Below are 9,383 nucleotides of genomic sequence, written 5' to 3'. Positions count from 1 at the left end.
TTTTCGGGCGAAAATATTACGATCCTCGAAGCCAAGCCCGTCATGGGCGGGAGTTTAGATGGAGCGGGGAACCCAACCGATGGTTACTCCCTGCGCGGAGGGCGGATGTTGACGACGGATAATTATGAATGTACTTGGGATCTATTTAAGTCGATTCCCTCGTTGACTCTGCCAGGGAAAACGGTATTTGATGAAACGATCGAGTTTAACGAAAAGTATAAGTCTCACGCGATGGCGCGGCTGGTAGATAGTCGGCGGGCGAAAGTGCCTGTTAGTTCGATGGGCTTTTCGATGCACGATCGTCAGGAACTATTACGACTAACTGAAGCTGGTGAAGCTGAATTAGGTAATAGCTGTATCACCGATTGGCTCTCCCCACGCTTTTTCGAGACGGAATTTTGGTACATGTGGGCGACTACTTTCGCCTTTCAGCCGTGGCATAGTGCCGTTGAGTTCAAGCGGTATTTGCACCGCTTCATGATGGAATTCTCACGGATTGAAACTCTTGCTGGGGTGAAGCGCACTGTCTACAATCAGTACGATTCTTTTGTGCGCCCGTTGCAAAGTTGGCTGGCAACTCAAAATGTCCATTTTTATGTGGATTGTCAAGTAACGGATCTAGAGCGACACATCGCCACAGATAAGTTGGTTGTCACAGGTATTCATTATCAACAAGCAGGTGAAAGTAAAACCATTGCCGTTGAAAATGGCGATCTAGTCTTCCTCCAGAATGGCTCGATGACTGACGCTTCGAGTTTGGGTTCGATGACGAGTGCGCCCAAACAGTTGACTAAAAAGGATTGTACCAGTTGGCAGCTCTGGGAAAAGCTGGCGGCAGAAAACTCTGGGTTCGGGCATCCGGCTGTATTTAATAGCAGTATTGCCGAGTCTTGCTGGGAGTCTTTTACTGTCACGCTCAAAAATCCGGCATTTTTTGACAAGATGTTTGAGTTTAGCGGTAACAAGGCGGGAATTGGCGGATTGGTGACATTTAAAGATTCGAATTGGTTGATGTCGATCGTTCTGGCTCATCAACCCCATTTTATCGGCCAACCTGCTGACGTGCAGGTGTTCTGGGGATATGCACTGTTTCCCGATCGCGTGGGTGATTTCGTTCGCAAACCGATGGCTGAATGTAATGGTGCCGACATCCTCCAAGAACTCTGCGGTCATTTGCGATTCGATTTAGACACAATGACATCGGCGAACTGTATCCCTTGCCGGATGCCATACATCACCAGTATGTTTATGCCGCGCTTGCGTACCGATCGACCACTACCAATTCCCCATAATTCCCGCAACCTCGCTTTTATCAGTCAGTTCGTTGAGATTCCCGAAGATGTGGTGTTTACGGTCGAATATTCAGTGCGGGTGGCACAGATGGCGGTTTATCAATTCCTTAATATCAACAAAAAGATTCCACCTGTAACGCCTCATGACAAGTCACTAATGGTGGAATTTGAGGCTTTAGCTAAAGCATTTAAGTAATGCTATTCCACGCGATTATCGAACTTATATTAGTTGAAAAAATCCAAGTAATTAAAGGAGTCAAGATGAAAATATTAATGGTGCTAACCTCACATGACAAGCTTGGCAATACAGGTAAAAAAACTGGTTTCTGGCTTGAAGAATTCGCCGCCCCCTACTATACGTTTAAAGACGCAGGTGCGATCGTTACCCTAGCCTCCCCGCTTGGTGGTCAGCCGCCACTCGATCCCAAGAGCGATATTCCAGATTCGCAGACTGAAGATACGCAGCGTTTTAAGGCAGATCCCGCCGCCCAAGCCGCGCTCGCGCACACACTTAAACTAGGCGAGATTGCTGCTGGTGATTTCGATGCGGTATTTTACCCTGGCGGACATGGCCCACTCTGGGACTTGGCTGAAGATGCAGCCTCGATCGCCCTCATCGAAGCCACACTAGGGGCGGGTAAACCAGTTGCGCTAGTTTGTCATGCGCCAGGAGTGCTGCGCCATGTCAAGGCAGCCAATGGCGATCCTGTGGTGCAAGGTAAATCGGTAGCAGGCTTCACTAATAGTGAGGAGCAGGCAGCCGGATTGACCGAGATCGTTCCGTTCCTAGTCGAGGATGTGCTCAAGCAAAACGGTGGGCATTATTCCAAAGTAACCGACTGGCAGCCTTATGTTGTTAAAGATGGACTACTAATTACTGGGCAAAACCCCGCATCTTCTGCACCAGCCGCGAAAGAACTACTACAACAGCTCAGTCTGCTTGCCACTACATCTCACTAGAAGGATCGTGAATTAAATAATTTATAGCTTTTAGGCGATTACTACTTGAGTAATTGAATTTTCAGACATCCTTTTAAAACATTATTTAGAGGAAAATCCAAATGAATTAAGCTCAATTTACTGATGAAATCACCCTCGCAGCACGAGCCGAAAAATTGGGAGAAACAGCACTGATGATGGGCTTAATTCCCAGCTTTGTCGTCCGGCACTTTCAAGGGTAGTTGGGAATTTTATATCCCCGATGAAACCGCCCAGCAACTCACCCCAGAAGAAGCTTATTTCCAGCTCAAACAATTGGTCGAACGCCGTTCACGAAGTGTCAGCTCTGCTGAATCGTAAGTTACTACAACGATCGGAACGAAAGATCGGTCACGATCTCTCACCACACTCGTTTCAGTAACTCAATCCTAGTCCATGAAGCCTTCTCGGAGAAAAATTATGTCAGATCTAATCAGTCGTGAGATTCAGCTAGTTTCCCGCCCGCAGGGGATGCCCACAGCAGCTAACTTTGCCCTGGTCGAAACCAAACTAGAGCCGCTCCAAGATGGACAGGTACTCGTTCGCAACCTCTATATATCCGTAGATCCCTATATGCGTGGGCGAATGAACGGCGGCAAATCCTATGTACCACCATTTGAGTTGGGCAAGCCCATGAGCGGCGGCGCAGTCGGTGAAGTAGTCGAGTCTCACGCGCCAGAATTCCAGCCAGGTGATGTCGTCACTTCTAACTATGGTTGGCGGGAATATTTTATCGCTACACCGCCAGAGTTGCACCCAGTCAGCCGCGACATGCAACCGCTATCAGTTTATCTCGGTGCCTTGGGGATGACGGGTTTAACCGCTTGGACGGGGTTGTATTTAGTAGACGTTAGAGCTGACGACGTGATTTTTATTTCGGGAGCCGCTGGTGCAGTGGGAAATGTAGCTGGGCAACTAGCAAAAATACACGGCTGCGAAGTCATCGGCGCGGCGGGTTCCCTCGAAAAAGTCAAGTTTCTACGGGAAGAATGCGGCTTTGATCGCGTTTTCAATTATAAAACCAGTCCGGTGATTCCAGTCATCGAACAATTGAACCTAGCCGCACCAGATGGGATTGATGTTTATTTCGATAATGTCGGTGGTGAAATGCTTGAAGCCGCGCTCTCAGCATTGCGCGTGAATGGACGAATTATCGCCTGTGGTGGCATTTCTGGTTACAACGCCGAAATTCCCCAACCTGGGCCGAGCAATCTGTTTAATGTCACTACTAAACGATTGACGATGAAAGGGCTAATTGTTAGCGATTGGTTGGGTTGTCAGAGCGAATTTGAACATGTGGTAGGTGAATATTATCGATCGGGTAAGTTGAAAAATAAGGAAACAGTCGTGGTCGGAATCGACAAAGCTGTAGACGCATTTCTCGGTCTATTTACAGGAGAAAATATCGGCAAAATGATCGTGAAGCTGGAGTAGATAGTTATACATAACTCGATCGAAGCCTCGAAGTTACTAAATACAAATAACTGGAGAATCATGACCCAAACTAAATCAGCACTACCAGTCGCCTACCAGCGCGGATCTACACTCAACTCGACCACACTCTACAAGGGTGGTTTATTTTCCTTCCTAGTCAAAGGAGAGGATTCGGGGGGTCGCGACGCAATGATTGAGTACCGAGCGAAACCTGGTAACGAGCCAGCCCCTTATCTAAATCAGTGGGAGCATGAGACGTACTACGTGCTTGAGGGCGTAATGGAATTCTACTGTGGAGATAGTGAGGTCATGGTAGTAAATGCGGGAGAAATGGTCTTCCTCCCTCAAGGCAAGGCACACGCTTTTTATATCCGTTCCCCGCAAGTCCGAGCATTGATCCTAGTTCAGGCAGTGGGCGAACATGCAGTTGGACTCGTTGGCGTAGCCTCTCAGAATGAGCATCGACATTTGATGGCAATGGGGACACCTGCGACCAGTATGGAGCTGCCTACGGATGCAATCACCGATGAGTTTATAGATCCTGGCGACTCCATCCGTGTGGGTGCTACTAACGGTATTCGCTTCCTGGCTTCGGGAGAAAATATCAATGAATTACCTCATTACCCAGGCTTTAAATTCAAACGAGAGCTAGTTGGGGAAGTTAACTGATATTTATCTCTATCGGAGTTTTTGTGAGGTGTGACAAAATGACATTCATCAGAGCTTGGCGATTTATCACACTGATGCTGGCTGCGTTTAGCCTCAGTTTATCGATGACACATTTGCTAGAGTTGCCACAAAGAATGCAGTTTGACCAGCAACTTTGGGTGAGAGTAACAGTTGTTGAAAATGTTTACAAGTTATTTGGCTCAGTCGGTGCAGTTTTTGAAATCACAGCGATTCTTACGGCAATTATATTGACATTTCTGGTTCGAGATCGGGATGCAACTTTTTACTGGACATTGAGCGGAGCAATTCTCTTGGTGCTGGCATTTGTGAGTTGGATAACATTTATTGCACCAATGAATGCTGAATTTGCCAAATGGTTAACCGATCCCATTCCAGCAGATTGGACGCGATATCGTAACCAATGGGAGTATACACACGCAATCAACGCTATTATCAAAATTATTGCTTTAAGTTCGTTGGCGATCTCTGTGTTGGTCGAAACGCCGTATAAATTGGATCGACACATTTAAGCTAAATTCCAGTGTGAAAATCGAACATAACGTAGATCGAAACAACAACCGAAATCAACTTTTAAAAGGAGAAATTCATGCCCACTATTAAAATTCTTGCCTTTGCCGGAAGTGCCCGCAAAGATTCCTTTAACAAAAAACTGGTGAAAATTGCCGTCGCAGGAGCCAAAGCCGCAGGTGCAGAAGTTACCTATCTAGATTTCCGCGATCTACCCCTACCACTCTATGACGAAGATTTGGAGGAGTCCGAAGGCTTACCAGACAATGCCCGCAAACTCAAAGCAATGATGAAAGCGCATCAAGGATTCCTGATTGCCTGTCCAGAATACAACAGTTCGATTACGCCGTTGCTGAAAAATGCGATTGATTGGGCATCCCGTCCCGATCTGGACGAATCCCCCTTAGTGTGTTTCAAAGATAAGGTTGCCATCTTGATGAGTACTTCCCCTGGCGGGTTGGGAGGCTTACGGGGATTGGTTCATGTGCGTTCCATTCTTAGTAATATCGGTGTGCTGGTACTACCGGATCGACAGGCAATTGGAAATGCTCTTCAAGCATTTGATGAAAATGGCAATTTAAAGGATAAATCGCAACAAGAATCGATTGAGCAGTTAGGTCATGAACTCGCAACTATAACTGCCAAATTGAATGTTTAACTCATCAATAATTATATCAAACTAATACCGATGTCTAATTATGACTCACGACAGGCAAGATGATACCAATTATGCTCTTGAGTTATCTAATAATTTCATTGGCTAGATTCATCTTTTAGCACAATTCATGATTTTAATGTCGCAGAATTATTCGATTTGTATAAAGAGAATATCATCCCATGCGAAAACAAAGACCTAAACAAAGTCTATTTTACCAAATTGCCCGCAATACATCCGAAGCGGTTGGATCTCCTTTTGCGTCAATCGCAGCAGTGTCTGTAATTATTATTTGGGCAAGTCTAGGGCCATTTTTCAAATTCTCTGATACGTGGCAGCTAGTTATCAACACTGGGACGACGATTATCACATTTTTAATGGTTTTCCTAATTCAAAACTCCCAGAACCGTGACGCTAAAGCAGTTCAAATTAAATTGGATGAATTAATCAGGGCGATCGATTCTGCCCGTAATGAAATTATTGATGTCGAAGATTCATCCGAGCAGGATCTAAAGAATCTGCAAAAAGATTTTTCTGAACTTGGCAATAATTCTAAAGAGTAAATACTTTCATGATAGATATCTAAATACTGAATCAATAACGATCGAATTAATAAAATTATCAAAAATGCCAAGCAACTTTCACGAACTCATTAAATTCCAGCAGCTCCCCACTTTAATTTTAGGTGGTGGCTTTACCGGATTATTCACGGCGTTACATCTCAGCCATCAGCATTATCAAGTACCCACGATTCTAATCGACAGAGGTTCAAGATTTATCTTCAAACCGCTGCTCTATGAATTTCTCACGGGTGAGATGAATACTCGCTATATTTGTCCCCGCTATGACAATCTTTTACATAAAAGTGGGATTGAATTTATTCAAGATACGATCGATTAGATCGATCTACAGCAGCGACAGGTAAAATTAGCCTCTGGATTGCATTACAATTACAGTAATTTAGTGTTATCACTCGGCAGTATCACGGGTTACTATGGTGTGAAAGGAGCCAAGGAACACACTTTACAATAAGGAGCCGCGATTGCTCATAATTTGCAAGCACTTACCGAAAATCGCCCGCTCGTTCCCGTTGACATTGGGTTGCGGGGAACTTTGATGAAGCTGGGTTTAGATGAAAGTGTAGCCGATCTTTATGACCATTATCAAGTCAAAGGTCATCTCGGACATTTGCTTCGTCAAGCCGCCTATGTCGATCTTTTACCTACTCCCGCCCGCAATTTTAAAGGGACGATTGAATGGTTATCTGACGAGCTTTTTCACTGCGTTGTTGAAAGATGAAATTCACAGTTTTATGGTAGATGATGTCAATGTTGTTCTTATCTTATCTAGAATAATGCTCAAATTTATGAAGACTCTGACATGGAAGATCTAAATCTAAAACTCCAGGGGATGAGTTGCGCCTCCTGCGCTAACAGCATTGAGAAAGCAATCCTAAAGGTGCCAGGAGTTGTGGAAAGTAACGTCAATTTTAGTATCGATCGAGCAAGTGTACGCTACGATCCTCAACAGACTAGGATCGACATCATCACCAAGGCTGTCACCGACATTGGTTATCAAGCACAAGTCATCCCAGCAGATCTCACCCCTGAAGATGAGCCGGAAACTCGGCGACAACAACGCCAAGAGCGCAATCTTCAGCGCAGAGTTTTCATCGGCGCAACGCTTAGTTTCCTGCTAGTACTGGGTACCCTGAGCCATTTCAATCTCAAACTTCCGTCGTTCCTATCTAGTTTAGAAAATGCTTGGGTACAATTAGCTCTCGCCGCACCCGTGCAATTTTGGGTGGGTAGAGAATTCCACCGCTCGGCATGGAGAGCATTTCGGCATCGTACCGCTGATATGAATACGCTGATTTCTCTAGGTACAAATATCGCTTTTTTCTATTCATTTTGGATCACCATAAATCCTAACTATTTCACATCCCAAGGATTATCCGCTGAGGTTTATTATGAAGCCTCAGCGATGATTATCACGTTGACATTGTTGGGAAGGTGGTTAGAAAATCGCGCCAAGGGAGCTACCTCGTCGGCAATTACCGCATTGATGGGGTTACAAGCAAAAACAGCGCGGGTGGTGCGTGATGGTGCAGAAATTGACATTCCGATCGAATCAGTCGCAATCGCAGATATTGTAATAGTGCGCCCTGGTGAAAAAATCCCTGTCGATGGTGAAATAGTATCGGGATTTTCCACCGTCGATGAATCTATGCTCACAGGCGAAAGTTTTCCCGTCACCAAACAAGTCGGCGATGAAATTGTCGGCGCAACGCTCAATAAAATGGGCAGCTTTCAATTTCGGGCGACCAAAATCGGCAAAGATACCGCCTTGGCACAGATCGTCAAATTAGTGCAGCAAGCCCAAAATTCTAAAGCACCAATCCAAAAACTCGCCGATAGTATTACAAGCTGGTTCGTTCCAGCAATTATTGCGATCGCAATTACCACTTTTACGATCTGGTTTCTCATAACGGGAAACTTTACATTCTCGATCGTCGCAATGGTGAGCGTTTTAATTATCGCTTGTCCCTGCGCTTTGGGTTTGGCAACGCCCACATCGGTGACTGTGGGCATCGGCAAGGGGGCAGAAAATGGAATTTTGATTAAAGGTGCCGAAAGTCTCGAACTCGCCCGTAAAATCCAGACGATCGTGATCGATAAAACAGGCACGATCACTCAGGGAAAACCAGTTGTCACAGATACTACTTCAATCCGAGATCTCGTTCCGAATAGCCCGAATATTCTCGTTCCACTGACTTTATGGCGATCGATCGGTGCTTTAGAAAGTAACTCCGAACACCCCTTAGCTGAAGCCTTACTTCAATACGCTCATCTCCAAAATAAAGATTCACAATTGCCAACTGTTAGGAATTTTGAAGCGATCGCGGGAAGTGGTGTCAAAGGTATTGTCGAAGATCGACAAATCTCGATCGGCACCCAACGTTGGTTCGATGAAATGGGCATAAATTCAGCCGCATTCAAGGCGCAGAAAGAAAGCTGGGAAGATGCTGGTAAAACAGTGGTTTTTGTGGAGATCGAGGGACATTTACAAGCAGCAATTGCCGTTGCCGATACTGTCAAACCGACCTCGGCTCAAGCAATTCAAACATTACAAAAAATGGACATCGAAGTAGTGATGTTGACTGGTGATAATCAGCGGACTGCAAAAGCAATTGCCGATCGAGTCGGGATTAACAATGTTCTGGCTGAAGTACGTCCCGATCGCAAAGCCCAGACTATTGGCGATCTGCAAACGCGATCTCACAAAATTGTCGCAATGGTTGGCGATGGGATTAATGATGCTCCGGCTTTGGCTCAGGCTGATGTCGGGATGGCGATCGGCACAGGTACAGATGTGGCGATCGCGGCTTCTGACATCACGCTGATTTCAGGAGACTTGCAGGGGATTGTGACAGCAATTCGGCTCAGTCGTGCCACAATGCAAAATATTCAACAAAATCTATTTTGGGCACTTGCTTATAATGTCCTCGGCATTCCTTTAGCAGCGGGAATTCTGTTCCCAATGACGGGATGGTTACTCAATCCGGCGATAGCTGGCGCAGCAATGGCATTTAGTTCGATTTCAGTTGTGCTAAATGCTCTGAGATTAAAAGGGTTAAAATTATGAAATTTGCAGCAATTTTAGTCGGTGCAATTATCTCAATTTTTCCGATGAGTGAGTCAGATATGCCCCACTCGCCGACAGATCGATCGTTCCGCAAAATAGAACAGCCTTTACCAATCAAAATCGGCGTAGTTTTGGGTGGACTAACCTTAGTTGGTGGCGAACTCTGGTGGTTTCTGGGACGC

The 9,383-nt window shown here is 45.6% G+C and carries 11 protein-coding genes and 1 pseudogene; all 12 read left to right on the top strand.

Going from position 1 to position 9,383, the window contains the following annotated elements:
- Positions 1 to 1,488, top strand: a 1,488-nt coding sequence (locus RMO55_RS15740; RefSeq protein ID WP_310427970.1) for an oleate hydratase, incomplete at its 5' end; no start/stop codon positions are given.
- A gap of 65 nt (positions 1,489 to 1,553) precedes the next feature.
- Positions 1,554 to 2,252: a type 1 glutamine amidotransferase domain-containing protein gene (locus RMO55_RS15735; protein ID WP_396134346.1), complete on the top strand. Its 699-nt coding sequence runs from the start codon at positions 1,554 to 1,556 to the stop codon at positions 2,250 to 2,252.
- Between the two features lie 195 nt (positions 2,253 to 2,447).
- Complete coding sequence (locus RMO55_RS15730) at positions 2,448 to 2,591, top strand: hypothetical protein (protein ID WP_310427967.1); 144 nt, start codon at positions 2,448 to 2,450, stop codon at positions 2,589 to 2,591.
- Positions 2,592 to 2,690: 99 nt separating this feature from the next.
- Entirely contained in the window at positions 2,691 to 3,704 is a 1,014-nt protein-coding gene (locus RMO55_RS15725) for an NADP-dependent oxidoreductase (RefSeq protein ID WP_310427965.1), read from the top strand.
- Positions 3,705 to 3,764: 60 nt separating this feature from the next.
- Positions 3,765 to 4,373, top strand: a complete 609-nt coding sequence (locus RMO55_RS15720; RefSeq protein ID WP_310427963.1) for a cupin domain-containing protein — start codon at positions 3,765 to 3,767, stop codon at positions 4,371 to 4,373.
- A 38-nt stretch (positions 4,374 to 4,411) separates the two neighbouring features.
- Positions 4,412 to 4,903, top strand: coding sequence for a hypothetical protein (locus RMO55_RS15715; protein ID WP_310427961.1), 492 nt, complete (start codon positions 4,412 to 4,414; stop codon positions 4,901 to 4,903).
- A 77-nt stretch (positions 4,904 to 4,980) separates the two neighbouring features.
- Positions 4,981 to 5,559 (top strand): NAD(P)H-dependent oxidoreductase, encoded by a 579-nt coding sequence (locus tag RMO55_RS15710; RefSeq protein WP_310427959.1) that lies wholly within the window; start codon positions 4,981 to 4,983, stop codon positions 5,557 to 5,559.
- Positions 5,560 to 5,738: 179 nt separating this feature from the next.
- On the top strand, positions 5,739 to 6,119 hold the full coding sequence (locus RMO55_RS15705) for a low affinity iron permease family protein (RefSeq protein ID WP_310427957.1): 381 nt from the start codon (positions 5,739 to 5,741) through the stop codon (positions 6,117 to 6,119).
- A gap of 64 nt (positions 6,120 to 6,183) precedes the next feature.
- Positions 6,184 to 6,456: a hypothetical protein gene (locus RMO55_RS15700; protein WP_310427956.1), complete on the top strand. Its 273-nt coding sequence runs from the start codon at positions 6,184 to 6,186 to the stop codon at positions 6,454 to 6,456.
- A gap of 153 nt (positions 6,457 to 6,609) precedes the next feature.
- Complete coding sequence (locus tag RMO55_RS15695; protein WP_310427955.1) at positions 6,610 to 6,855, top strand: hypothetical protein; 246 nt, start codon at positions 6,610 to 6,612, stop codon at positions 6,853 to 6,855.
- Between the two features lie 81 nt (positions 6,856 to 6,936).
- Entirely contained in the window at positions 6,937 to 9,201 is a 2,265-nt protein-coding gene (locus RMO55_RS15690) for a heavy metal translocating P-type ATPase (protein WP_310427953.1), read from the top strand.
- A pseudogene (locus tag RMO55_RS15685) lies at positions 9,198 to 9,383 on the top strand (hypothetical protein); the annotation flags it as partial. The gene RMO55_RS15690 and the pseudogene RMO55_RS15685, both read left to right, overlap by 4 nt.

It is taken from the genome of Chamaesiphon sp. VAR_48_metabat_135_sub, from assembly GCF_031418915.1.
GTDB lineage: Bacteria > Cyanobacteriota > Cyanobacteriia > Cyanobacteriales > Chamaesiphonaceae > Chamaesiphon.
This window is presented reverse-complemented; position numbering and strand designations above follow the sequence as displayed.